This window comes from Alteromonas sp. P256 (assembly GCF_036864455.1).
Taxonomy (GTDB): domain Bacteria; phylum Pseudomonadota; class Gammaproteobacteria; order Enterobacterales; family Alteromonadaceae; genus Alteromonas.
This window is the reverse complement of the sequence record NZ_JAZETM010000001.1, coordinates 666,741-691,037: the sequence shown is the minus strand read 5'-3', so window position 1 is coordinate 691,037 and position 24,297 is coordinate 666,741. Positions and strand designations below refer to the sequence as shown.

The 24,297-nt window shown below is 45.5% G+C and carries 27 protein-coding genes; 16 read left to right on the top strand and 11 right to left on the bottom strand.

Annotated features, from left to right (window positions below; all coding sequences use genetic code 11):
* The first annotated feature begins 57 nt into the window (after positions 1 to 57).
* Together V7R39_RS03025 and V7R39_RS03020 are read left to right on the top strand one after the other, a co-directional pair.
* Complete coding sequence (locus V7R39_RS03025; protein WP_334027992.1) at positions 58 to 2,196, top strand: hypothetical protein; 2,139 nt, start codon at positions 58 to 60, stop codon at positions 2,194 to 2,196.
* Positions 2,197 to 2,579: 383 nt separating this feature from the next.
* Complete coding sequence (locus tag V7R39_RS03020; protein ID WP_334027990.1) at positions 2,580 to 3,893, top strand: hypothetical protein; 1,314 nt, start codon at positions 2,580 to 2,582, stop codon at positions 3,891 to 3,893.
* 98 nt (positions 3,894 to 3,991) lie between these two features.
* On the opposite strand, the gene V7R39_RS03015 is transcribed toward V7R39_RS03020, so the two are convergent.
* Entirely contained in the window at positions 3,992 to 4,315 is a 324-nt protein-coding gene (locus V7R39_RS03015; RefSeq protein ID WP_163107562.1) for a hypothetical protein, read from the bottom strand.
* A 156-nt stretch (positions 4,316 to 4,471) separates the two neighbouring features.
* Between V7R39_RS03015 and V7R39_RS03010 the strand changes: the two genes are divergently transcribed.
* Complete coding sequence (locus V7R39_RS03010; RefSeq protein ID WP_032095683.1) at positions 4,472 to 4,663, top strand: hypothetical protein; 192 nt, start codon at positions 4,472 to 4,474, stop codon at positions 4,661 to 4,663.
* Between the two features lies 1 nt (position 4,664).
* Here the strand turns inward: V7R39_RS03010 and epmB are convergent, their stop codons facing one another.
* Complete coding sequence (epmB, locus tag V7R39_RS03005; protein WP_334027987.1) at positions 4,665 to 5,690, bottom strand: EF-P beta-lysylation protein EpmB; 1,026 nt, start codon at positions 5,688 to 5,690, stop codon at positions 4,665 to 4,667.
* A 36-nt stretch (positions 5,691 to 5,726) separates the two neighbouring features.
* Here epmB and efp point away from each other — a divergent pair, with 36 nt between their 5' ends.
* The 5 genes from efp to V7R39_RS02980 all read left to right on the top strand — a co-directional run bounded on the left by efp (position 5,727) and on the right by V7R39_RS02980 (position 11,804).
* On the top strand, positions 5,727 to 6,296 hold the full coding sequence (gene efp / locus V7R39_RS03000) for an elongation factor P (RefSeq protein ID WP_334027985.1): 570 nt from the start codon (positions 5,727 to 5,729) through the stop codon (positions 6,294 to 6,296).
* A 127-nt stretch (positions 6,297 to 6,423) separates the two neighbouring features.
* Positions 6,424 to 7,404: an elongation factor P--(R)-beta-lysine ligase gene (epmA, locus tag V7R39_RS02995; RefSeq protein WP_334027983.1), complete on the top strand. Its 981-nt coding sequence runs from the start codon at positions 6,424 to 6,426 to the stop codon at positions 7,402 to 7,404.
* Between the two features lie 381 nt (positions 7,405 to 7,785).
* Complete coding sequence (locus tag V7R39_RS02990; protein ID WP_334027981.1) at positions 7,786 to 10,341, top strand: TonB-dependent receptor; 2,556 nt, start codon at positions 7,786 to 7,788, stop codon at positions 10,339 to 10,341.
* A 247-nt stretch (positions 10,342 to 10,588) separates the two neighbouring features.
* A complete protein-coding gene (locus tag V7R39_RS02985) occupies positions 10,589 to 11,248 on the top strand; it encodes a gamma-glutamylcyclotransferase (RefSeq protein ID WP_334027979.1) in 660 nt (219 codons plus the stop codon).
* Positions 11,249 to 11,285: 37 nt separating this feature from the next.
* Positions 11,286 to 11,804: a GNAT family N-acetyltransferase gene (locus tag V7R39_RS02980; RefSeq protein WP_334027977.1), complete on the top strand. Its 519-nt coding sequence runs from the start codon at positions 11,286 to 11,288 to the stop codon at positions 11,802 to 11,804.
* Positions 11,805 to 11,825: 21 nt separating this feature from the next.
* Here V7R39_RS02980 and V7R39_RS02975 read toward each other — a convergent pair whose 3' ends face one another.
* The 3 genes from V7R39_RS02975 to V7R39_RS02965 all read right to left on the bottom strand — a co-directional run bounded on the left by V7R39_RS02975 (position 11,826) and on the right by V7R39_RS02965 (position 13,245).
* Complete coding sequence (locus V7R39_RS02975) at positions 11,826 to 12,284, bottom strand: acyl-CoA thioesterase (protein ID WP_334027975.1); 459 nt, start codon at positions 12,282 to 12,284, stop codon at positions 11,826 to 11,828.
* Positions 12,281 to 12,628 carry a hypothetical protein gene (locus V7R39_RS02970; RefSeq protein ID WP_438823495.1) on the bottom strand — a complete coding sequence of 116 codons (348 nt, stop codon included), beginning with the start codon at positions 12,626 to 12,628 and terminating at the stop codon, positions 12,281 to 12,283. The genes V7R39_RS02975 and V7R39_RS02970 overlap by 4 nt, the downstream gene beginning before the upstream one ends.
* 167 nt (positions 12,629 to 12,795) lie before the next feature.
* A complete protein-coding gene (locus tag V7R39_RS02965) occupies positions 12,796 to 13,245 on the bottom strand; it encodes a rhomboid family intramembrane serine protease (RefSeq protein WP_334027973.1) in 450 nt (149 codons plus the stop codon).
* A gap of 206 nt (positions 13,246 to 13,451) precedes the next feature.
* Here V7R39_RS02965 and V7R39_RS02960 point away from each other — a divergent pair, with 206 nt between their 5' ends.
* Positions 13,452 to 13,589, top strand: a complete 138-nt coding sequence (locus V7R39_RS02960; RefSeq protein ID WP_334027971.1) for a hypothetical protein — start codon at positions 13,452 to 13,454, stop codon at positions 13,587 to 13,589.
* Positions 13,590 to 13,733: 144 nt separating this feature from the next.
* Here V7R39_RS02960 and V7R39_RS02955 read toward each other — a convergent pair whose 3' ends face one another.
* Positions 13,734 to 14,315 (bottom strand): peptidylprolyl isomerase, encoded by a 582-nt coding sequence (locus tag V7R39_RS02955; RefSeq protein ID WP_334028153.1) that lies wholly within the window; start codon positions 14,313 to 14,315, stop codon positions 13,734 to 13,736.
* Between the two features lie 59 nt (positions 14,316 to 14,374).
* Positions 14,375 to 15,586, bottom strand: a complete 1,212-nt coding sequence (locus V7R39_RS02950) for a methyltransferase (RefSeq protein WP_334027969.1) — start codon at positions 15,584 to 15,586, stop codon at positions 14,375 to 14,377.
* 289 nt (positions 15,587 to 15,875) lie between these two features.
* Here V7R39_RS02950 and V7R39_RS02945 point away from each other — a divergent pair, with 289 nt between their 5' ends.
* From V7R39_RS02945 to V7R39_RS02930, 4 genes are all read left to right on the top strand, one after another.
* Positions 15,876 to 16,562 (top strand): alpha-ketoglutarate-dependent dioxygenase AlkB family protein, encoded by a 687-nt coding sequence (locus V7R39_RS02945; RefSeq protein ID WP_334027967.1) that lies wholly within the window; start codon positions 15,876 to 15,878, stop codon positions 16,560 to 16,562.
* 82 nt (positions 16,563 to 16,644) lie between these two features.
* On the top strand, positions 16,645 to 16,962 hold the full coding sequence (locus V7R39_RS02940; RefSeq protein WP_287009726.1) for a BolA family protein: 318 nt from the start codon (positions 16,645 to 16,647) through the stop codon (positions 16,960 to 16,962).
* 65 nt (positions 16,963 to 17,027) lie between these two features.
* Positions 17,028 to 17,726, top strand: a complete 699-nt coding sequence (locus V7R39_RS02935; protein WP_334027965.1) for a phosphatase PAP2 family protein — start codon at positions 17,028 to 17,030, stop codon at positions 17,724 to 17,726.
* An 86-nt stretch (positions 17,727 to 17,812) separates the two neighbouring features.
* Complete coding sequence (locus V7R39_RS02930) at positions 17,813 to 18,430, top strand: nucleotidyltransferase family protein (RefSeq protein WP_438823505.1); 618 nt, start codon at positions 17,813 to 17,815, stop codon at positions 18,428 to 18,430.
* Between the two features lie 9 nt (positions 18,431 to 18,439).
* On the opposite strand, the gene V7R39_RS02925 is transcribed toward V7R39_RS02930, so the two are convergent.
* The gene (locus V7R39_RS02925; RefSeq protein ID WP_032095697.1) at positions 18,440 to 18,727 is read right to left on the bottom strand and encodes a hypothetical protein; all 288 of its coding nucleotides are present in this window, start codon (positions 18,725 to 18,727) and stop codon (positions 18,440 to 18,442) included.
* A gap of 448 nt (positions 18,728 to 19,175) precedes the next feature.
* Between V7R39_RS02925 and V7R39_RS02920 the strand changes: the two genes are divergently transcribed.
* The gene (locus tag V7R39_RS02920) at positions 19,176 to 20,741 is read left to right on the top strand and encodes a SulP family inorganic anion transporter (RefSeq protein ID WP_334027960.1); all 1,566 of its coding nucleotides are present in this window, start codon (positions 19,176 to 19,178) and stop codon (positions 20,739 to 20,741) included.
* A 229-nt stretch (positions 20,742 to 20,970) separates the two neighbouring features.
* Positions 20,971 to 21,342, top strand: coding sequence for a VOC family protein (locus V7R39_RS02915; RefSeq protein ID WP_163107501.1), 372 nt, complete (start codon positions 20,971 to 20,973; stop codon positions 21,340 to 21,342).
* A gap of 139 nt (positions 21,343 to 21,481) precedes the next feature.
* Here the strand turns inward: V7R39_RS02915 and V7R39_RS02910 are convergent, their stop codons facing one another.
* A complete protein-coding gene (locus tag V7R39_RS02910) occupies positions 21,482 to 21,904 on the bottom strand; it encodes a VOC family protein (RefSeq protein WP_163107500.1) in 423 nt (140 codons plus the stop codon).
* A gap of 257 nt (positions 21,905 to 22,161) precedes the next feature.
* On the opposite strand from V7R39_RS02910, the gene V7R39_RS02905 reads away from it, so the two are divergent.
* Positions 22,162 to 23,154 carry a glycosyl transferase family protein gene (locus V7R39_RS02905; protein WP_334027956.1) on the top strand — a complete coding sequence of 331 codons (993 nt, stop codon included), beginning with the start codon at positions 22,162 to 22,164 and terminating at the stop codon, positions 23,152 to 23,154.
* On the opposite strand, the gene V7R39_RS02900 is transcribed toward V7R39_RS02905, so the two are convergent.
* The gene (locus V7R39_RS02900; RefSeq protein ID WP_334027954.1) at positions 23,151 to 23,351 is read right to left on the bottom strand and encodes a hypothetical protein; all 201 of its coding nucleotides are present in this window, start codon (positions 23,349 to 23,351) and stop codon (positions 23,151 to 23,153) included. The two genes, V7R39_RS02905 and V7R39_RS02900, sit on opposite strands and share 4 nt — an antisense overlap.
* A 152-nt stretch (positions 23,352 to 23,503) precedes the next feature.
* Complete coding sequence (locus V7R39_RS02895) at positions 23,504 to 24,136, bottom strand: thiol:disulfide interchange protein DsbA/DsbL (protein ID WP_334027952.1); 633 nt, start codon at positions 24,134 to 24,136, stop codon at positions 23,504 to 23,506.
* Between the last annotated feature and the right edge of the window lie 161 nt (positions 24,137 to 24,297).

Sequence of the window (24,297 nt, the reverse complement as noted above, 5' to 3'; positions counted from 1 at the left end):
TTGGACAGGACGTGAGTAGTACAACGTCACTACATCAAAATGGCAACGGAGAAGATTATGGGTTTATCAAATAGTTCACAGCGCAATATCAGACTTTCACTGCTTGCAGCCGCAGTCGTGTTTTCCCTTTCAGCCTGTAATGGCGATGACGGAGAGAACGGTGTCGATGGTCAAGACGGCGTAAACGGGGTAAATGGCCAAAACGGGGCCGATGGCCAAGATGGGGCAAACGGTGCCGATGGTCAAGATGGGGCAGATGGCCAAGACGGCGCGCCAGGACAAGATGGAAGCCCAGGTTTTGCAGCGGCGACTTTTTTAGTTGCTAATAACGGCGATAGCAATCGCAATACCGTATCGACGGTAGATCAAAACGCCAACGTTATTAATACAGTATCAACCGGCGCCAATGAAGGCGTGGCGTTGTCCCAAAGCAATACGCTGTTCCAAGCAGGAGATAGCGACCTTCCTCTTATTCGCTCATTCTGTTCATTTACAGGAAACAGCGACTTTGATGCAAACTTTGGCCATGACATTACTGGAGCTCAAACTGGTCTAGTCAATCCCAAAGGTATTGTATTTGCTGAAGAGGCCGGCCTTGTAATGGCTGCCGATTTTAATGGGCAAAGAGTGAGTGTTTTTGGTGGCCAAGCTGCAGGAAACGTAGCGCCTATTGCCGAAATTATGACTTCTGCCCGCCCTTGGGACTTAGCGTTTGATGAAAACGCAGATCGCTTATTTGTTGCATTAGTCGACGGTACAGTTGCGGTGTATGACGATGTCACTTCATCTGGTTTTGCGCCAGCATTAGCAAGAACGATTGTTCCATCAGACGCTGACGGCAACCAAATTTCAATCAACCTTCACGGTATTGTGTTTGAGGCGATGTCAAATCGACTCATTCTGTCAGATGTGGGTGATGCAAGCGTGGCTGACGATGGCCAGTTATTCGTCATCGAAAGTGCGGCATCGGCTGATGGTATGGTAGTGCCCACAAGAGTAGTGGGTGGCGCTAGCACGCAATTAGGTAACCCTGTTGATATTATTTTATCGGGCTCTGACCTTCGAGTTGCCGAAAAATCGAATGACGCAATTTTAGTATTTTCAAACATTTTTAACGGTGCGAGTGGCGATGTTGCGCCAACGCTTTCTACACCATCTGTTAAGCCTGAGTCTCTTGTTGAGTTTACTGACGCGATGGTGAAGTTGGATGCATCAGATAACGGTATAACTACCATGCCAATTTCAGGGCTTTCTGTATCGAGTAATCCAGCTGCAGAGGGCGATACAACTGGGCAGGTTGCACAACTTAGCGCGCTTTTAGGCAGCGAATTACGCAGTTTTGATAGTGGCATGAGCATTGAAAGTGCGTCGTATACCGCTCAAGGCGATGGCGTTATTACCTTCGACAACCCAGATACATCAACAGGTGGGCTGTTAGTGGTAAATCGATTGGCCTCACAACGTGATAGCATGATGTACAGCGACAGTTACGATCATATGATAGCAGGTGCTAGTACAGGTCTTATTGCACCTAAAGGGCTTGATATTGCATCAGCTGATGGCCTCGTGTTTGTTGCCGATGTGAATGAGACAACGCCCGCTGTACGCGTGTTTTCACCCTGCGCATCGGGTGATGTAGCGCCGCTATTAACGCTTGAGGCATCAAATGGTGCTCGTCCGTGGGATGTAGATTATGACCCGGCAACTGACAGTGCCTACCTAGCACTTACAAATGGTACGGTTGCCGTATTTGAAGAAGTAGTGAGACGGTTGAATAGCGGTGAATCGGTACTGATTGGGGAAGACAGGCTCATTGTACCGGCAAGTGGTGGCACTGCGTTTTCAGCGCCTACCAATCTTCACGGCATCGACTATGACAGCCAAAGCGATAGCTTGGTTATCTCCGATGTAGGCAGTGCGGCCGACGCTACCGATGGCAAGCTTTATGTTATTTCAGGTGCGAAGTCGGCTGACGGCATTACTGATGTATCAGTAAATATTGCCGGCCCAGCGTCAATGCTTGGAAATCCAGTTGATTTAATGCTAAGCAACGGACATGTGTATGTGGCAGAAAAATCGAACGGCGCTATCTTGCGATTCGATAATATTTTGAACGTAGACTCAGGTGATATAGCGCCAAGTTACAGTGCGTCTTTTACTGCACCTGAATCCGTTTCGGTACTGCCTATATACTAAGACTGAAACACACATTGTTGTACTAAGTAAAAGGCCTGGCGCTAACGCGTTGGGCTTTTTTGGTGACGAGGATTTATTAACAGAAGCCTCATCACTATTACAGCAAACTGGTAACATTGCGTTACGAATTAGCACGTTATTTGTTAATACACAGCGCTCAAAATAGGTTTTAATAATGAACAAAGTGGCGCGCAAATAAAATGGTGCGATAATTTTTGATATTATTAGAAAAAAGGATTTATCATCGCGTGTAAAAAACGCGTGTATGGTAACGTATAACAATCAACTGCTGCCTGCGATGAAGCAAGCTCTACCCCATTGATTCAGATGCACTACACGTCGGCTCCCCGTGTCACGATTAGCAAAGGTTTACTACCACGAATATGATCTTGCGATTTTTAAAATGGCTTTTTATTGGTTTAGCTATAGTTGTTTTTCTTGCGCTTGTAGGCGCGACAACGCTCACTGTCATGGCCATTCAAACTACACCGCTGGTCTCAAGTAGTGCATCAAGCCAACTTGATGGTGCCGACAGTGTGAATGCATTGCTCAGCCAGCTACAACGCGCTTTTTCCCGCCGTGAAGAAGGCCATCATTTAACCTTAAGTGAAACACAGGTGGAAAGCTTGGTAGGCGTGTTGCAGAGGGCGCTACCAGAGTTTAAAGGGCAGGTTAATATTACCTCGATGGGCGGAACGGTAAGCGTCACCTATGCACTAAAGGATACCGGCTACTTTTTTAACGCCTCTGCCTTAGTGTTACCTGGCGATAGTCTGCGCATAGAGCATGTGCAAGTGGGCAGTTTAACTATTCCCGGAAGGTTATTACTCGACGCGATTGAATATGCCGTTAATGGCTACACCGATACAGAAATTGCCTCAATAGCCCTAAGCCGCGTAGAGAAAGTGTCTATGCAGCAGGGTGAACTCACGTTAGAGGTAGGGCGTTTAGACACGTTGCTCGTGGAGCTAAATACAGCAGCATCAAACTTATCCGTAGACGAAGAAACCGAGCTACAAACACTTACCGCCTATTACCTCAGGTATATTTCGGGTAGAGAAATCGCCTTATCTACACGTCCAGTCTCCCTGACTGAATATTTGCGTGAAGGCATGGCCAGAGCCCGTGAGCAAAGTACATCAGCTACTCAAGCGGTATTGCACAATAAGGCGGTAATACTCGCGTTAGCCGCCTATGTGGGGCACCACCGAGTTGGAAATCTTGTGGGCGACATTCAACCGAATAAAGACAAAGCCCTTCGCCCTCGTTCTGGCGCAGTTTTGCATAATCGCAATGATTTGGCGCGACACTTTATTATCTCTGCAGCGCTAGAACTATTGTCAGAGCAAAGTATGTCCTTTGCTATTGGTGAATTCAAAGAGTTAATGGACCGCGGGGCTGGTGGTTCTGGATACAGCTTTGTTGATTTAGTTGCCGATATGTCCGGCACGGCCTTTGCCCAAACCGCCACATCGCCAATGCACGCTGAAAGCGTTCAAAATGCCCTTGCCCGTATTCGCAGTGAAAGTGATATTATTCCTGCTATTGACGATGTGCCGGAGGGACTCAGTAAACAAGCCTTTACTGAGCAATATGGACGTGTGGACAGCCACGCGTATTTACGTGAAGTGGAAAGGCTAAAGCAGCGCATAATGCGCATTCCGCTTTATGCTGACTATCCGTCAACTAGCCGATAACCAAGTGTGGTTCATGGGTAAGTTAGCCGCTAGCTAAACTGACTTTTTAGGCCAATAAGTTAGAGATTCTCGCCAAACTAAGTAAGCATAGGCAAGCGTTAGTCCTTTGGTTTACTGGCTAGGCTTTGTTGAAATTGGGTAACGGTGATAAGCGCTAATTCTATTTTCTTCACTAGCGGGGCAAGTGCCGCTTTCGTTTGCTCTTCGTTCATGTCTTTCATAGCTTGCCAATCTAACGCTATTTCTTCTACATAGGGAACAAAGCGCTTTGACGACGTTGTAAATCCACTGTCAGAGGCAAATACGGCTGAAAATTTACCTTTCTTATCCTGCTGCAACACGTCTAATGCTTGGTCGGCATCCACGGCTTTTCGGTAAAGCGTTTGCATGGTCTCTTGAAGTTGTTGGTTTACGGTTTGCATTTCTTGCATGAAAACGCCTTTAATTGCTTGGTGTAAATTTGATTTTGAAATTGATTCAAAAACTGATTAAAGTTTCGACGGTTTTTGCCGATATATCCTAAGATGGGCAATTTTGCCCATTTTTTCACTTTGCTACAAGCAACAAAGGAAAACGGTATGGAACTACAAGGTGCAAACGCCTCTGCAGCGTCCGGTGCTTCGCTTGAATTGGCTTCTCTTAAGTTGGCAAAAGGCCAGCAAGAACAAGAGGGAAAAGCGTCGCTTCAGTTGCTGGAATCAGCCGCTGACGTACCAAAGGCATCCTCTTCAAATCCCGCGTTAGGCGCTAATATTGATACTTTCGCGTAGGTTAAGGATGCAAATGTAAGTCGATAGGCGTTTTGCCGGGTTGTCCCCCAATTTCTCTCACGAGTTTGGGCACTAAAAATCCCGGCAGGCGCTTTATCGCTTGCTCCATAATAGCCCTCCCATCGTCATCACTCACATAGAAATGACTCGCGCCTTGTACCTTGTCGAGTACATGCAAATAATAAGGTAGTACGCCTGCTTCAAAAAGTCGCTCGTTTAGCGCACAAATGGCATCAGCACTGTCGTTAATTCCTTTCAGCAATACTGACTGATTCAACAGGGTTACTCCTTTGCTTCGAAGCGGTGCCAGTGCATCGACTAATTCATCGGAGACTTCATTTTCATGATTCGCGTGAAGTACTAATACCTTTTGAATGGGCAGTGCGGTAAACCAATCTTCAAAGGCACTGCAAATTCGCTCGGGTAATACCACAGGCAATCGCGTGTGTATTCGAAGGCGCTTTACGTGGTCGATAGCTGCAATTTTTGACGCCAACCACGCTAGGTGATCGTCTTTTGCCATTAACGGATCGCCACCAGAAAAAATGACTTCGTTAATGTCTGAGTTACTGGCAATGTACGATAATGTGTCTGTCCACTGCGCTTTGCTAACGGCATTTTCTGCGTAAGGGAAGTGACGTCTAAAGCAGTATCGACAGTTCACTGCGCACCCAGTGCGAACCATCAGCAGCACGCGAGAGTCGTACTTGTGCAACAGTCCTTTGCCCGCTGTGTCATGTTCTTCCAATGGGTCTTCATTGTAGTGAGGCGACGTTAAAAATTCATCGCTAAGCGGCATAACTTGCAAGAGCAGTGGATCGCTCGGGTTCCCTTTTTCCATTAATTCCACAAAATGACGGGGAACACGCATAGGAAATAAGCGCCGTGCTTTTATGTGTTGAATGTATTTTTTCTCATCTAAATGCAAATGAGTGAGCAGCTTCGAGGGGTCCGTAAAGCTTCTTGATAATTCTTTTTGCCAGTTATGCTCTACAGAAATCGCTTTTTTAGGTATTATTTGTTCCACGAAACTTTTTGCACCTTATGTTTAGACAGAGGAATTATGGCTAATTACAGCACTAACGAGTTCAAAGGCGGCCTGAAAATCATGCTGGATGGCGAACCTTGCAACATTTTAGAAAACGAATACGTAAAGCCTGGTAAGGGCCAAGCGTTTAACCGCGTGAAAATTCGCAAGCTTGTTTCAGGTAAAGTTTTAGAAAAAACGTTCCGCTCTGGTGAATCCGTAGAAGGCGCAGACGTTATGGATACTGAGCTGGCCTATCTATACACCGACGGCGAATTCTATCACTTTATGAACAATGATACATTCGAACAAATTGCGGCTGATGAAAAAGCTGTTGGTGAGAATGTTAAGTGGTTGGTAGAAAATGACGTTTGTACTATTACATTATGGAACGGTGCCCCAATTACGGTAACTCCGCCTAACTTTGTAGAGTTAGAAATTACTGAAACCGACCCCGGTCTTAAGGGTGATACTGCTGGAACTGGTGGTAAGCCTGCAACGCTGAGCACAGGTGCAGTGGTACGTGTACCTTTGTTCGTTCAAACCGGCGAAGTAATCCGTGTAGATACACGCTCTGGCGACTACGTGTCACGAGTTCAAAAATAAGTAGCGTTTAATAATCAGTAACACTGCCAAAAGGCGTGTTACTAGCAACGTTCAGAAACCGGTATGTTCACGTACCGGTTTTTTAATTTATGGTTTTCATCTTCTTCTTAAAAGCGTTGGCGCGACTATGAAACATGAGCAATTGTGGCAACCTACCACCACCCACAAAACCAGAGTGGCGAGAGCTGAATTACTTCGCCAAATAAGGGCGTTTTTCCACTGCCGTGATGTTCTTGAAGTAGAAACCCCAGTGCTATCTGCCGGAACCGTTACCGATGAGTACATTGACGGGTTTAACACTGAATTTTTGTACGCTGATACTGGAAGGCCCGTTTCTTTGTTTCTTCAAACATCGCCTGAATATGCAATGAAGCGACTGCTTTGTGCACAAAGCGGTGCCATTTACCAAATTGGCAAAGCTTTTCGTCACGAAGGGGAAGGGCGGTGGCACAACCCTGAGTTCACCATGTTGGAATGGTATCGACCAGGTTTTGACCACTTTATGCTTATGAAAGAAGTGGATGCCCTTTTACATGAGGTGTTAGGCGCAACAACTGATAGTGAAATGATCACCTACCAAAATGCGTTTATCACTCATCTTGGCATAGACCCGCTTACCAGCCCAACAAGCTCAATTCATCAAAAAATGCTCGAATGCGGTATTGATATTGATGACGTGGAGAGTCTATCAAGAGACAGTCAGCTGCAGCTTCTGTTTTCCTATTGCATTGAACCTAAAATAGGCCTGAAAGCGCCGAGTTTTGTCTATAACTTTCCTGCCTCACAAGCAGCATTGGCGAAAATAAGTCCGTCTGACACTCGTGTTGCCGAGCGCTTTGAAGTGTATTTTAAAGGTATTGAACTAGCTAACGGGTTCAATGAACTAAGTGAACCCGCTGAGCAGCGAGAGAGGTTTGAGCAAGATAATAAAAAGCGCGCGTTGTCAGGGTTGCCAGAAAAACCTATCGATGAACACTTTTTGCAGGCGCTAGAGTCGGGTCTGCCAGAGTGCGCAGGTGTTGCCCTTGGCATAGACAGACTGTTGATGTTGAAAACAGGCGCCTCACACATTCAAGATGTTATTAACTTTCCCGTTAGCCGGGCATAGCAAAGCCCTTGGCGCAAAGCCAAAGCCATTAGCGCAAAGCCAAAGCTATTAGCGCAAAACAAAAGCCATTAGCGCAAAACAAAAGCCCTTAGCGCAAAACAAAAGCCCTTAGCGCAAAGCAAAGCGGTCAAATCCAAACCGTTTTCTTTTTTTGTAGCCCCTTCTATTTTTGTCACCAGTAATAAACCTCATAGTGAGCGTAAGCAATTCAACACATCTGCACGGTTAAAGATTTCATTATTGCAATTATTTGCTGTTGACTTTATTTCTCGCATGCTGAAAAATGTTATAACATCACATATTATATTGCTTCGCACACACACATTGGCAATGCAGTAAAAACAATAAAATCACAGCTAAAGACACTCAGTAGAGGAAACAATGAAAATGCGTTCGTTACTCAGCATTACGATAGCGGGACTGCTCAGCGCTCCGGTTTTAGCAACTACAGTGACTGGAACTGTCACTGATACTTCAGGCAAGCCTGTAGAAGGTGCTGAAGTTAAAATAGAGGGTACGCGCCGCATAGCAGTTACCGACGCAAACGGCATCTATCGTTTTAACGATGTAAAGCAACCTCATGTCCATTTGCATGTTTATTCAAGCGACTACATTCATGGTGATAACGACCTTGGAGATGTGAGTGGCGATCAAAAAGCTGACTTTGTTTTACAGCCTGCATCGGTAGAAAATATTGTTGTTACAGCAACCGCGCTGCAGTCATCTGTGCTTGAATCAGTCACGCCAGTTACCGTTATTGGTGCTGACAAACTTCGTAAAATTGAAGCGCCAACTCTTGGTGAAACGCTTAAGAATACCCCAGGGGTGCACAGTACCTATTTTGGTCCTGTTTCAAGCAGCCCTATCATTCGCGGCAATGATGGCCCGCGAGTGAAAATTGTACAAAACGGCTTGGATGTCTCAGACGTATCTCGCGTGGGGCCAGATCATAATGTGGCCACAACGCTGGCAAGTGCCACTCAGGTTGAAGTGCTTCGCGGCCCGGCAACACTTCAATATGGAAGTGGTGCAATTGGCGGTGTAGTTAACGTTGTTGATAAGCGCATACCGCAATACCAAGTAGACGGTGTTGAAGGTGAAGTTGAAGCAAGCTACAGCACTGTAAACGAGGGGCAATATACCCGCGGTGATGTAACTGGCGGCCAAGGTAACTTTGTGTGGCATGTTGACGGTTTTATCCGTGATACAGAAAACGCCGACATTCCGGGTTTTGCATCTCTTGAGCCAGATGATGACGAGGTAAGCGGCGAATTAGAAAGCAGTGCCATGGAGACAACTAACATTGTTGCTGGGCTTTCCTACGTTGCCGAAGAAGGCTATTTCGGTTTTGCCGTTGAAAAGCTCGATAACGAATATGGTGTTCCAGGCCACAGTCACGGTCACGGTGATGAGCATGACGACGAACACGATGATCATGATGAAGGCTTAGATGATGATCATGATGAAGGGCACGCACACGAGGACGAAGGTGTATTTCTCGATGTTGACATGACTCGTTACCAAGCCGCAGGTGAGTGGCATTCCCCCATTGCAGGGCTAACTAATCTTAAATTCGCCGCTGCCTACACCGACTACGAGCACGCTGAAATTGAAGACGGTATGCCAGGAACCGTGTTTACCAATGAGTCTACTGATATTCGCCTATCGGCTTATCATGAAGAAGTCGCAGGCTGGCACGGTGTGTTTGGTCTGCAGTTTACATCAAGCGATTACACCGCTGTGGGTGAAGAGGCTTTTACGCCAGCTAATGTTACAGACAGCTTCTCGCTATACCTCATTGAGCAAAAGAAAGTGGGCGACGTGACATTTGAAATTGGTGGTCGTTTAGAATCAACCACAATTGATGTTGCCGACAGTGAGGTTGAGCTTGAGGTGTTTCATGACGACGAGCACGAGGGTGAAGAATACGAAGGCGAAGAACACGAAGGTGAGGAACATGAAGGCGATGCTCATGAAGGCGACGCTCACGAAGCTCACGGCACAGAGTTTACTTTCCCAGAATATGACTTCACAGCAGTATCCCTTTCTGCAGGTGCGAACTGGGAGTACACCGACGGTCAGTCAGTAGCGATTACGCTGTCTAGAAGCGAACGGGCTCCGAGTCAGCAGGAGTTATTTTCTGCCGGTCAGCATTTGGCAACACAAAGTTATGAAGTTGGATTAGTATTCGACCTAGACGAAGAAGGCCATATTGAAGAAAACTTAAAAGGGGTAACTGAAGAAGTTAGCACTAATTTAGATGTCACTTTCCGCAAGTTTACTGGCGATTGGGGCTATAGCGTTTCCTTGTTTTATAACCAAGCCGATAACTATATATTCCAAACCAATACGGGTTTAATCGCTTTATCTGAGCATGAAGAACATGGCGATGAACACGACGAAGAGCATGATGATGATCACGGCGGAGAGCATGAAGGTGAGCACGAGGGAGAGCACGAAGAAGGTCATGAGTCGCACAGCGATGAAGGCTTGCCTGTTTACTACTTCCAGCAAGCCGACGCCGACATTTGGGGGCTTGAAGCGCAAGCGTACTTCGACCTTAATGATGCATTCCGTTTGACCGTGTTTACCGATTATATTCGCGCAGAAATAGAAGACGACAATTTGCCACGTACTCCGCCAATGCGAATTGGTGGTGAGCTAAGTTACGTTAACGGCGGGCTTAGCGCAGATGCTGGTTTTACTTGGGTTGACGACCAAACTGATACCGCGTCTTTTGAAACGGCTACAGACGGATACACCCTGTTAAACGCCAGCGTTCAGTATGAATTTGCGAGTCAGGGCATCGATTGGGTTGTGTTTGCTCGAGGCGATAACTTGACCGATGAAGAAGCGCGAGTGCACACCTCTTTCCTTAAAGACCAAGCGCCGCTGCCAGGCAGAAATATCAGCGTGGGTGTAAGAGCCTTGTTTTAATCATCTAATGATGGACTGTCTTTAGCTTATTGCTAGATGACAGCAACATGCCATAAGGTAAACGCTGCAAAGGCGGTACTTTTTGAGGTTATCGCATCAAGGTAAACTCAAAACGAACCGCCTTTTTTTATGACCTCGTCTTAATGAATCAGAACAAGCATGTTGGGCTATGAGGCTGTAAGCTTATATTGCGAACGAGTAAGTTCTGTCATTAATAGCCACACAATAAAACCAAACAGGAGATAGTGTGAACAACGCTGATGCGCCCTCTGCACAAGATATTATTAATTTTTTAAACGGGCTCAATGAGTCTCATATCGTTCTTGGGTATGGAAGTTTATTAAGCCGCGACAGCCGAGAGCGTTTCTCGGATATAAAAACCTACGGCATTCCGGTAATGGTAGATGGGTTCGAGCGTGCCTGGGTAACAAGAAGTATTCAAGAGCAGCAAACCTACGTTGGGGCAATCAAAAACGCCGCAAAAAAGCTGAATGCGCAACTTATTCCCGCCCAGCTCAATCCTGCGCTGCAAGAAAGAGAAAAAGACTATCGATTTACGCAAGTGTCGCCAGAGCAAATTGCCTTCGACGCTACAATGGACATAAATAGCGAAACAGCCCTTTATGAAGCCCTTAGCGGTCGCACACTATGGGTATGCGAGACATTGCACTGTAGCCCTGCGAATGATGAGTTTCCGGTAAGCCAAACCTATGTGGATACTTGTTTAGCCGGATGTTTAGAGCATGCAGGCGAAAAGGCCGCTACGGATTTTGTGACGTATACCTCACTGTGGGATCACCCACGAGTCAACGACAGAGCGTTGCCTAAATATCCACGGGCTGCCAACGTAGATAAGACCATACAAGACAAAATAGACACCATCTTATCGAATAATCTACTATCTTAACTGCTTTCCTACAATAAACGGTTAGGGCGTCATTAAGATGAATATAGGGTTTCAGGGAACACGAGTTCGGCTGCGGGCGCTCAGTTTTGACGACAAAGAGTGGGTGTTAGCACTGCAGCAAGACCCTCAGTGGGTAAAATTCATTGGAAGTCGAGGCGTCAATTCACTTGAAGACGCCTGCGACTATATTGCTCGTACCAATGCGCAATGTAAAGAATGGGGCTACGGACTGCTGGCTATTGAGGACAGTCAGACTGGGCTTCCATTAGGGGTATGCGGGCTGTTTAATCGCTTTGCATTCACCTGCCCGGATTTAGGTTTTGCCCTGTTGCCAGAAGCGCGAGGACGAGGGATTTGCCAAGAAGCCTGTGAACTCGTGATTCACTGGGCAAGAAGCCAAGGTTATCGCTTTCTCACGGGAATGACTCACCCAGATAATACGCGCTCTCAGGCGCTACTGACTAAATTAGGGTATGAAAAACAAGGGTGGTATTTTGATAAATCATTTCCGGTTCAGGCGCTCTATTGGCTGTCGCTTCAGCAAGCTGTGAGATAAGCGACTGTTGAAGCGTTAATATTAAAGCTCAATGCCTGCTAGGTTCATCATTTTTCCTGGGGCACCTTTTAATAACGTTGCTTTAAATTCATTGGGCACCGGTTTCTTTTCAAATGTCAGTGAATCGACCATTACATAGACAATCTCAGCCGATGCGACAGTGTGTTTGGTTTGCCAATTCAGCATGTCAATCTGCATCGTAAAAGACGTATTGCCAACTTTGCTGACATGCACCGATAAGCACAAAATGTCGTCGAATTCCGCTGAGTTTTGCCATGATATATTGAGATTGACGACTTGATTATCTAAGCCTTGGTTTGTTAGTGCTTGATACCCACCTATTAGCGCTCGCATAAACTCAGTGGCGGCTAAATCTGCGTAGTCTGCATATCGTGCGTTAAATACAACGTCTTGAGGGTCGCACTCGGCATATCGAACTCTTAGCAGTAATTTAAATGCGTTAGGCTTAACGTTGGTCATTCATGTTTTCCTTTTTCATTCGGTATGGTTTGTATACTCCCCTCATTGTCTTCAGCCTGTCCATCCAGACGCCACTGATCACCGATAATAGGGTCTTCCGATTTAGGTTCCACTTCCCAAGAATATGCCTTATCTGTGGGTTTTGGATCGAGCGAATGCCATAAACAGGCACAAAGAACACCAGCTAAAGCACCGAATAAATGGTATTCAAACGAAATCCCTTCTTGGCGGGGAAATATGCTCATCGTCATTCCACCGTACATGAAAAAAGTAACCATCATAAGCACGACTGAACGATTATACCATTCCGCATAGATAATTACCCCCTCAGAAGGCGCTGGCAAGTTTCCTAGCAAAGCGTGGGAATGCAGGAATGGCTGTTCCCTTTCAAATTCCCAGAATGAAGCTAGGGAGCTTGCCAGACCTTCCCGAAGGGCGAGTTTAAAATGTCCGTACTCTTTGTTGTGTCACCTTGATGTAGAACCACTATATCTGCGGTAACACGCCGCAATTACGAACATTTTAAGTCTCGCTGAGTGGATAAGTATCTATGCGGAGTGGTATTTTCTCTGCGAAATATACCCACTGCGAGCAAATAGAAAAATACACCATGAGTTAAACCGCTAGCGCCAATATGATAGCTTTCGCGTCCAAACAACCACACACCAATACCAGATAGTAACCACACTGTTATTAACACATGCCAACGTGTTTTTGGGTAACCGTAGATGAGAAATGAGCCAAGAACCAACATAGGCAGCGTATTGTTGAAAATGTGCTCTAATGAACCGTGTATCAGGGGCGCCGTTATAATTCCAACCAAACCATGCAGCGCTAAAGGATAAACCCCGAGCCAACTTAGGTCGACGTTAACGTTGAGTTCAAAAGCTTTAAAGCACCAAATAAACCCCACGCCGAATGCGGTGATTAATATGCTGTTTTTGAGAGACGTCGTTTTCATCTGTCAGATTTATGGGCAATTAATAAAATAACAACTTTCCTGTAGGCTTAATGGCAGCAATGGACGCTTATCAGAAAACTTGCCGATTATCTTTAACATTTCATAAACAAAAATTAAAAATTATTGTATCAAAATCAGCGGTTTAGCGCTTAAGGCTACAGGTCGTGATCACGTATAATTAAAGCCTAATTTGTGAGGGCTAAGACATGACTAAACAGAAAAACGATACGAGTAAAGAAACGGCAAAAGTTGTTGCGACAATGATCGTACCCATGGTCACGTTAGGCTTGGTGTGTCTATCAATTGGCGTGTATCTAATGAATACCGTCTTTACGGGAATTTGACGAGACTTTGATAAATAACGCTTCACACGCCACCATCCTTGGAAAGTTGCATAACCAAGGCGGTGGCGTATGTATTTTTAGCGCTAACTCAAACCGGCTATAAACACGATTGAAGCAGCGCGTTTAACACAAAAAAATATGTGACTACAGCGGTGGGAGCACAGTCACTTTTTTGATTACAATGGGTTCAATGGGAACGTTGTTCGCGTTTAAGCGAATTGAGTACTCGGTTTCCACTTCAGACATAGCATCAACAACATCCGACCCCTCTACGATTAAGCCAAACACTGCATAGCCCCAGTCCCGTCCAGGGTTCAGGCTTTCATTGTCATTGACGTTAAAAAAGAATTGACGGTTAGCGGTGTGAGGGCCGTTTTGACGTGCCAGTGCAATGGTATGCAAGTCGTTAGTGAGCCCGTTGCCAGATTCGTTAAAAATATCGGGAAAGTTCGACTTACCGTTGAAATCAGAGGTGTAGCCGCCACCTTGCACCACAAATCCCGGTACGATGCGGTGAAAAATAGTGTCGTTGTAAGCCTGCTTATCTACATAACGCAAAAAGTTATTCACGGTAATCGGAGCGCGTCTTCTATCTAACTCCACCACAATATCACCCATGGTGGTTTCAATTTTTACGCGAGGGTAATAGTTGTCAGGCTGTATTTGAGAGCCATCATCTTTTTTCGCAGCAACAAGGGGGCTAACACTCAAAAAAACACACACCATTAATAGGCTAGAAAGAATGTTGTTTATCTTCTTTAGCATAGTAAATCCTTCAAATAATCTTACTGTTTAGCGACGCTAAAAATAACGAACTTTTTGTCGTTTGACAGTATATCAACACCACCAAACAGTTTTTTCAATTTTATGTGGTAATCCAAGTGACGATTTCCTACCACAACAAGATGTCCGCCTCGTACTAACAAATCGCGAGAGTCGGTAAACATTTGCCATGCAATGTGGTCGGTGATCACATTTTGTTGATGAAAAGGAGGATTACACAACACCTTAGTGACCGCAGGCGTGTTCGGCTCGTTAAGAAGCCCTTCTAAGCAGTTGGTAGCAATAAAGGTGCATTGATCTATTTTATCTGGGTGGTTAGTCAACACGTTTAATCGTGCACTTTCCAATGCCATGTAAGATTCATCGGTAAAAATGACCTTGCAGTCTGGGGCAAGTGTCAGCGCGTTAATACCTAAAACGCCGTTACCACACCCCACATCGACAACCGTATCATTGCTGCTTACCGTCATGTGTTTCATCATAATACGCGCACCGATATCTAACGACTGACGTGAAAACACATTTGCTTCGTTGTCTAACGTCATTTTCGCGCCTGTGGTTCCCTTGCATTCCCATCGAGTTGGGTAGGGCGACGGATATGATGGAAGGGTTAGGTCGGGACGAGAAAATATCAGTCGCGACTTTTTCTTTGCAAGAGAGGTAGTGGTGGGGCCAATGTACTTTTCAAACAATGCCAGCACCGATTTGGTAATGGCTTTTGCTTTGCCGCCGGCAATCACTTGTGTGTCAGCAGATATATAACGCTTTAAATCAATAAGCTGCTGCTCTAAAAGCGCAAGCGCTCTTGGTACTTTCAGTACCACAATAGCCGGGGCGGCTTGCGGAGAAAACGTTAAGCTGTCCACACTGGTCATAGTATTGACGGGGGTCGTTTCTGTTACCGATGTCTCTGCGCTTGTAGCATTACGCCCTAAGTTTTCCAGCAACGAGCGGCGAGATATGTATGAGTCTGATACCCAAAGTGGATTCAAATGCTCAAACCAGCACCCCAATGCACCAAAGTCATCATTAAAAATCATAAGCTGAGACTCGGCAGTGTCTATAGAAACCACATTGTCGTTGAGCAACGATTCTACATGGTCGATGAGCAGCTCGTCGGCGCTATCCCATGCCTGTAAGCTTACATGTTGATGCTTTTCAGGATAGCGAATTAGAGACAAGTTTCGGTCTGCAAAAATAAATTCTGTATTCATTAGCGAAATTTCTGACGGCAACAGCGATGACGTGAGTCAAGCCTTGGCGTGCTTTGGAGTTAGCAATGGGCGTAGGGTAACATTTCGCGGGCAAAAAGAGCATGATCAGATTGGTGCAATGCACGTAAATAACCATGGTGTAGAAAAAATTATGATCAATAAAGCCATACTTAACCTGAATCCTGTTTAAAGAATGGTGCAAGCATTTCTAGTGGTGCTGAGCGCCGTTTCTTAAACAGTATTCAGGTTACTTAATAAAATCGGATAAGAGAGCGACCTAGGCGAAGACATGCAATATTCACTTTTTAATCAACCTGAGAAGCTTGAACCTGAACAAGGAGCGTCTGATCAGGAAACCCCTGAGCAACACAAGCAGGCGGCACAGCCTCAGCCCCTGCCGCTGCCTGAGGGGGATGTTGTGTACTATCCTCGCTTTTTCAGTCAATCCACCGCCGATATGTATTTCGACAAACTGCAAAGCGAGCTGCCTTGGAGACAAGACTCACTGCGCATGTTTGGTAAATCTATTCCCATCCCCCGCTTGCAGAGCTGGCATGGCGACCCACAGTGCACCTATACCTATTCAGGGCTGACCATGGTGCCTAACCCGTGGACATCGACCTTGGCTGATATACGGGATTGTTGTAGCGCTGCATGCGGCAGCCGTTTTAATAGTGTCCTTGCCAATTGGTACAGACACGGTCAAGACAGCATGAGCTTGCACGCTGATGATGAACCCGAGCTTGGGCCAAACCCCGTTATTGGCTCTGTAACGTTAGGAGAGGCGCGCCCTTTTGTGTTTAAGCATAAAGAAACGAAGGCGCGATATACGCACTTACTAGAACACGGCAGTCTATTGGTTATGGCTGGCGCTACGCAAAGCCATTATTTACACGGCATTTCGAAGACGGTTAAACCGATAGATGGTAGAATAAACCTCACTTTCAGGCGATTAATAGTCGCGAATTCACCGTAAAAATTTCACCGGTTCGCCAGTCACGCGAATAAAAGAGGTTGAGGTAAAAGATATGAAGGTAGACGATATGCAAGTAAGCGGTATGCAAGTAAAAGATTTCCTAGAAACAGCCATCACTGATGCTATTGCGCCAAGCTATTTGGAGGTAGTGGATGAAAGCTTTATGCATAATGTGCCCGATGGAGCGCAAAGTCATTTCAAAGTAACGGTAGTCAGTGATGCCTTTGAAGGGCAGCGTTTAATTGGCAGACATAGACAAATAAACGCATTGGCAGCACCTGCCTTAGAGGGGCCTGTTCACGCCTTGGCGCTTCACACTTACACCCCTGAAGAGTGGGTAAAAAGGGGAGGGGAGCCTTTGTCATCACCTAAGTGCCTTGGCGGAAGTAAGCACGACTAGGTCGCTACGTCCTTATGATGTAGACCACAGCTAGTGAAATAGAATGCAACAAATGGATGTTAGTTATGAAACAAAACAGTGAAGTTGGTCACTATATCAATATGCTTAAAACCCCTTCAGTTCAGGTTTTGCTTCTTGGAACCTGCTTTGTATTGGTTATGCTATTTGTGCATTTAGGTGTTGCGCAGCCGATGGACGAGGCATTATTTCAAGCCCTTAAACTGGATGGTTCCACGCCTAAATGGATATCAGATGCATTAAGAGATGTTACCGCGCTTGGCAGTAATATTGTGCTGCTTTTTGTGGCTATTACCGTTACGGTTGGCCTCGCCATGCACAATCAGCGCAATAAGGCGTATACCTTTGTGCTGGCAGTAGCGTTGGGGCTATTTGTTGCCTTTGCCCTTAAAGCGGGGATCGCGAGACCTCGTCCACCGGTTAGTCAGCACGATGTGGATGTATATACCCACAGTTTCCCGTCTGCTCATGCAACCCTGTCTACCTTGGTGTACTTCTACCTCGCTTACCTTGTTTGCCATTTCTCTGACCAAAGGGCGGTCAGCACATGGATATACTCAACCGCAGCATTATTGGTGTTTTGCATAGGGTTATCTCGAGTGATGCTAGGGGTTCATTGGCCAAGCGACGTGATTGGAGGTTGGTTTGCTGGTGGCAGTGTTGTGGCGCTATGCCTTTACGTTATTAAGTGGAAGCAAAAGCTGCATATTCACAATAGCGAGCCACAGCAATCAAAACGCCAGTAAGGTCAATGCAAGACCCATTGCGCAATGTAGAACGACCTAAACTTTATCAGCGCGTTTGCGACATTATACAGGCAGACTCTCAGCGCATGTCGTGCTTACATGCGCTTCAACAACTCGCGTTGCCACAAGGTTACCTAGGTGCAGGCTTTCTTCGTAACGCTATTTGGGATTTTTTACACCAAAAGAGCACACCCACGCCGTTAAACGACGTTGACGTTATCTATTTTGATGCAGACAACACACAGCGCGCTAAAGACACCTTCTATGAGATGCAGCTAAATGAGGTACTACCGCTAGTTAAGTGGCAGGTAAAAAATCAGGCGCGTATGCATGTACTGCACGGACATGCGCCTTATAAGCACTGCGAAGAGGCTATTTCATATTGGATAGAGAAAGAAACCTGCGTGGCGATAGCGTTATCAACCGCAGACAGCGTAGCCCTATCTAGCAGTACCAGTACCAGTGCCGGTGCTAGTGCCAGTGGCAGCTCCAGTGCCAATGCTAGTAGCAGTGCCAGTGCGTGCTTAAGCTCGTCGTTTGAAACAGCAGGGCCGTTTGAGATACTCGCGCCCTTTGGTTTGCAGGCTAATTTTGCAGGCACCATCAGTATAAACCCCAAGTACCCTCGGCCAAACGTATTTAATGAGCGGATTCAAAACAAGCGTTGGTGTGAGATTTGGCCAACGCTTACAGTGGCATCTTAATCTCTCTCATTAATTTCTCACTACGCGGAGAAACCATCCAACAAACAACGAAATCAGAAATCCGAAAAAAGCCACTAGTATATTAATTGTTAAAAGCTGCCCGGAAAAGTCGGCGTTAGCGCCTGTTTTTTCACTTACAAGCATTCCCGACGCTTTAAATATGAATAGTGCTGCTACTGAGAAAAGTAGAATAACGGCGGTAGACATAAAAGTCGCTTTCCAATACGCCTTCGGCGAAACCCAGTGTATTGCACCTGCTACGAGCACACATAAAATAGTAAGGATGTACGGGACCACAATAACTCCTAATTGATATTCTTGTTGATGTTGATGCTGAAACTAAACAAAAGCTGCTTTGTATTTCTCTTGCGCAGTTTACTAGCCGACAGACTACAAAGGATTTGAGCGATAAGAAATTAATCAAGGATAAGCAGCTAATTTTGCCCGATACGATGCCACGTCATAACGCCTGTGTCAGCTTTTATGTCAGATTGTCAGATTTTATATTAGCGTTTTGGTCGATTCTTTCGGCTGCTTTAACAAATAATATCGCCAGCATGTCCACAGTTTGGTCTAGCTCTATCATTAGCAAATAGACTTTCAATACGTATCAACACGCCTGCATGGTTAACATTCTATTAAAAGATTTTAAGCTGTAATGGTGATAGAATCGCCAACAATTCTCCAGTCAGCCCTTTTAGCCGATAGGGCTTTTTGTTTAACACGCTTTATATTCTGAGAAAACATGTTCGATTTAATAACCAGTAAAGATAGCAACGTAAAAAATGACGTGCTTTCGGGAATTACGGTCGCTTTAGCGCTAGTTCCAGAAGCCGTAGCCTTTGCATTTGTTGCAGGTGTAGAACCTATGATTGGTCTATATGCTGCATTTATGATGGGTTTAATTACTTCTGCCATTGGCGGTCGCCCAGGCATGATTTCAGGTGCAACAGGGGCCATGGCCGTTGTGATGGTGGCACTTGTGGCGCAGCATGGGGTGCAATACCTGTTTGCGGCCGTCATTTTAGCGGGACTGCTGCAAATACTCTGCGGCGTGTTTAAGCTCGGAAAGTTTATCCGATTAGTGCCATACCCGGTTATGCTAGGTTTTGTTAACGGGCTTGCTATTGTTATATTCTTAGCGCAGCTAGGGCAGTTTAAAATAGTCAATTCACTTGGCGAGCTGCAGTGGATGCAGGGTTCAATGCTGTACTGGATGCTAGGTCTTGTAGGCATTACCATGTCAATTATCTATTTACTGCCAAAGCTTACCAAGGCGGTACCTGCGTCGTTGGTAGCAATTGTAACGGTTACCGCTTTAGTACACGGATTAGATTTAGAAGCGCGCACGGTTATCGACTTTGTAAGAGACTTACTGCCGGCTGATCAAAAAGACAGCGCCACCTTGGCGGGTGAGTTGCCAACCTTTGCTATTCCAATGGTGCCTTTCACCTGGGAAACGGTAATGATTGTGCTGCCAACATCTATTATTTTATGCTTGGTTGGTCTTATTGAATCGCTGCTTACCCTATCGCTTATTGACGAAATGACCGATACCCGTGGTCGCGGCAATAAAGAGTGTGTTGGACAAGGTGTTGCCAACACCGTCAACGGCTTCTTTGGCGGTATGGGCGGTTGCGCCATGATTGGCCAGAGTATGATCAATATCAATTCTGGCGGCCGTGGTCGTTTATCAGGAATAAGCGCTGCACTTGTACTGCTTGGCTTCATTCTTTTTGCAGCACCACTTATTGAAATGATTCCATTAGCAGCGCTGGTTGGCGTTATGTTCGTGGTGGTTATTGCTACGTTTGAATGGGCATCATTCCGTATTGTGCGTGGTGTTAACAAAGAAGATGCGTTTGTACTCTTCTTGGTCACTGGCGTTACTGTTATTGCCGACCTAGCCATTGCCGTTGTTGTTGGTGTTATCGTCTCTGCCCTTGTATTCGCCTGGAAGCACGCTCGCCACATTGCCGTGAAATCGCATATCGACGATGACAACTGGAAGGTCTATGAGTTAGAAGGGCCGCTGTTCTTTGGCTCGGTAACTCATTTTAGAGACTTGTTTGATATTGCTAACGATCCAGAAGATGTGGTTATCGACTTTAAAGAGTCTCGTATTTGGGATTCGTCGGGTATTGACGCGCTAGATACGCTTGCAGATAAGTACCTCGAGCAGGACAAGAAGCTGCATATACGTCATATCAGCGACGAGTGTCGCAGCTTGCTGCGTAAAGCCGATAAATTTGTAGAAATTAACGTTAACGAAGACCCTCGTTATCGCGTTGCTACCGATAAGCTTGCCTAAGGCTTCTTATTAGAACGGTCGCCTAGTGTCTTAGCGCAAGGTGTTTGCGCAGACAGAGACTTAAGAGCAACATGAAAAACACAAAACCGCACTAGGCACACTAGTGCGGTTTTTTATTAAATATTCCTCACTGAGCTATTTCTCACTGAGCTTTATCGTAACGCCCGCCGTAGGCTTTATCACACAGTACATTTCAAATTACTTTTAACCTACTTTTTGGGAAAGCTTGATGATTAACTACGTAACTTTGGGTGTAAGCGATATAGAAAAATCAGCCTCATTCTACGAGTCACTACTAGAAGATTTTGGCGTTAAGCGGTTAGTGAATATGGACCGGATTAAATACATTGGTAAATCGATGAAAGAGCCAATGATTGCCGTGTGTATTCCGTGGGATGAGAAAGAGCCTTCACCGGGCAACGGCAATATGTTTTCTATTGCACCAGGAAATAAGCAGAAAGTGGATAAAATGCATGAAAAAGCACTGTCTCTTGGGGCTACATGCGATGGCGCGCCAGGACAACGAGTACCCGGAAAGTTTTATGCGGCTTACGTAAGAGACTTTGACGGTAACAAGATATGCTTCAATTTCTTCGGTTAGGTTTTCTTCTTATCCATTGCGGTTAACGATAACCTAAGTACCTAAATAAATATGTACTCAAATAACCAAGTACTCAAATAACCAAGTACTCAAAGAAACGTGCCAGCGAGCACTACGCTGGCACGTTGACGTGAGCGCTTTATTTGGTAGTGCGAAACAATACTTCAGGGTTAGTCATCGTTTTCATTTCAAGTACATTGCCGTTAGGATCTTCGATGAAAAACGTTTCTTGTTCGAACTCTGTATCTTTAAAGCGGCGGTAGGGTTTATCTAAATAGGGTAAGCCTGCCGACTCAATACGCTTCTTCAACGCTTGAAACTCATCTTCGCTCATATGGACACCAAAATGCGGTACCGAAACCGTACCCATGTCTACTTCATGACGTACTGAAGGTAACCGTTCGGTACTTTCATGCAAAGTGAGTTCATTGCCCCAAAAATCAATGTCAATCCAGTGCCCGTCCTCACTGTTACCCGTTTTACAGCCCAATACGTCACAATAAAATACCTTGGCTTTTTCTAGGTCGCCTGCAGGGATAGCAAGATGTAAGCAATTAGACATCGCAAATTCCTTATTTTTGTTTTTATACCAGTAATGATTAGGAAAATTTTCTACCCCTGAATCATCCAACAATGGGGATAAAAGGCAAGAGCGTGGCAAGCTTCTTATAGTTAGCAATGTAAACGTATGTATGCAAATGCACTTTTGCAGGTGTGAATATAACGAACTACTGAACGCAGGTTTATTTCCCCTTATTTTTTTAAAAATGATAGAGTGAATAGTATTAATGACTTAATAAAAAGCGTTCCTAACACACTATGCAGCTTCCATTTAGTGACTATATAAAAATTATTGGAAAAGGCCAGCGGGGCGGTCGAAGCTTAACGCGCGAAGAGGCGTACCACGCCATGAAAATGGTGCTTGCCAATAAAGTTACCGGCGATCAACGTGGTGCTTTTTTAATGTTGCTGCGTACCCGAGAAGAAACGCCCGAAGAAGTCATAGGCTTTGTGAATGCTTGTCGAGAGCTTATTGAGCCTGAGGTGCAAACACTGGCCCCTGTGCTAGATATTGGTTGCTATGCAGGAAAGCGGCGACAACTTCCATGGTATTTACTCGCCGTGGCGGTGCTTGTAAAAAACGGTACGCGAGTTATGTTGCACGGCGCCCATGAGCCAGGTTCGGGGAGACTATATGCAAGTACGGTCTTGCCAACGCTTGGTTTGCCAGCAGTGAATACGGTGACACAAGCTAAATCCCAGATGGATGAAGACTTGGTGACTTACCTCGACCTTTCGTGTCTGCTGCCTGCGCTAGACGATATTATTAAACTGCGAGAAGTGTTTGGATTGCGCTCTTGTGCCAATACGCTGGCTCGGTTGTTAAACCCCACTGGCGCGAAGTATTGTGTGCAAGGGGTGTATCACATGCACCTCGACCATAAACATTGCCGAGTAAACGAAAACTACGAAAACATAGATGCACTGTGTTTTCGCGGTGACGGCGGCGATCCTGAGGTCAATGGCGAGCGGGAAACAGAGTTATTTATTACCCGTGGTGGCAAGACCGATGAATATGTTCTCCCTGTTATTGCCAAGCGCTGGGCGCTAAAAGATAAGACCATGGCCGTGGGCGATATGCTAGAGGTGTGGCACGGCAAAGCAGAAAGCGATTACGGTGAGCAGGCTATTATTAGCTCGCTGGCAAGTTATCTTGTTTTGCTACGCAATATTGAGGTAAACGACGCCATAGAAGAAGCAAAAATACTGTGGCAGCAGCGTGATAAAGCTAGCCTTCCGTTTGGGCGCTAGCTATTGGGCGAGTCTAACAACCATTTATTTGCCACGGCAATGTCTAGCTGTCTGCTTACGAAATCCCAAAGTGCCGGCGCACAGGTTTTAAGGTGTGCATTGCGATTCTTGTCTGCCGGAAGCGTTATTTTTCGCTTAACAGCCTTTAGCTTATCAAGTTCACATATAAAGTCTGCAAACGAATCTACTGGTGTCATAAGGTTCCTCTAGAAGGCTGGCTCAATAAAAAACTGGGCTTAAAAAAAATGGGCGCTTAGAAAGCGCCCATTTTCGTTGGTCGTATTTTGCCAAGTGCCTTGCTCAGTAATAGCTACTGGGCAGGCCCATTATAGGTTTATTTTGCTCAGACCTATTTTTGTTCAGACAGCCATACAATTAAATCTGCAATATCATCATAAGACATGTCAGATGTGAAAGTAGGTTGATACTTTCCATTTATAATAAAGCTTGGCACGCCGGTTAATAACTCACGGTTAGCATCGATTTGCTGCTGGTTTTTACGCAACATGCTGTTAACACCAAAGCTTTTGGCAAGCTTGTCGAATTCCTCACCATCAGCGCCGTTTACGACGAAGATGTTGCGTAAGTCTTTCAAATTAGTAATAGAGGCTTTTTGCTTGTGAATGTAGTTGAAGATTGCGCTATTCATCGCATTTTCTTGCTTCATTGCACGGCCAATAAGCATCGCTTTTGTCGCTGCATCCTGCACGTCTGGGCCGGTAAAGCGCATAAAGTTTACGTGTACTTTGTTAAACGCAGTACCGTCACTTTTCTTCTGTTTTATTTGTTCAACAATTGGCTCAAACTGAAAGCAGTGTGGGCACCAGAACGAGAAGTATTCAGTAATTACTGGCTTATCAGTAGCCTCTTCATTAACCACTTTATAATGAGTACCTTCTTTCCATTTTGCGCCTGACTCTTGAGCACAAGCGGCTAATGGCAAAAGCATTGCCATGACAAACATTACTGCAAACTTTTTCATGGAATAAGTTCCTTTGTATTTAAGATTTTTATCGGAAAAGATTATCACAGGCTTTGAGCGTTAACTAGGGCGTGTTGATCTTTGTTGTACGAGTTTTGGGCTAAATGTACAGCAAAGATCAACACGCCCTAATTTCAGCGGCCAGCAAGCCAAAAAACACA